The sequence below is a fragment of the Rhizobium ecuadorense genome (assembly GCF_001187535.1).
Taxonomy (GTDB): Bacteria; Pseudomonadota; Alphaproteobacteria; order Rhizobiales; family Rhizobiaceae; genus Rhizobium; species Rhizobium ecuadorense.
The window spans coordinates 1-226 of record NZ_LFIO01000674.1 but is presented as its reverse complement, the minus strand read 5'-3'; the positions used below and the strand labels follow the sequence as shown (position 1 = coordinate 226).

Sequence of the window (226 nt, the reverse complement as noted above, 5' to 3'; positions counted from 1 at the left end):
GTCCTGGTCTTTTGGTTCTTTGCTTTCGCGGCTGGCTTTGTGTTTCTCTGGGCGGGTCGAAAATCTCCGGTTCCCGTGTTGAGCCTCGTCGCATCATTCCTTTCGGTGTCGATCATGGTAACGGCGGCCCTAATTGGAGCCTATCATCCGTCCGAGAAGCACCCCAAGATCAATTCAGATCTGCTCCGCAGCGCTTTGACGTAGATCGGCTTGATCACTCTGCGAC

Annotated in this window: 1 pseudogene; it reads left to right on the top strand. The window is 54.4% G+C overall.

Annotated features, from left to right (window positions below):
* Positions 1–204 (top strand): annotated as a pseudogene (locus tag AF337_RS44355) (hypothetical protein); the annotation flags it as partial.
* Positions 205–226 lie beyond the last annotated feature (22 nt).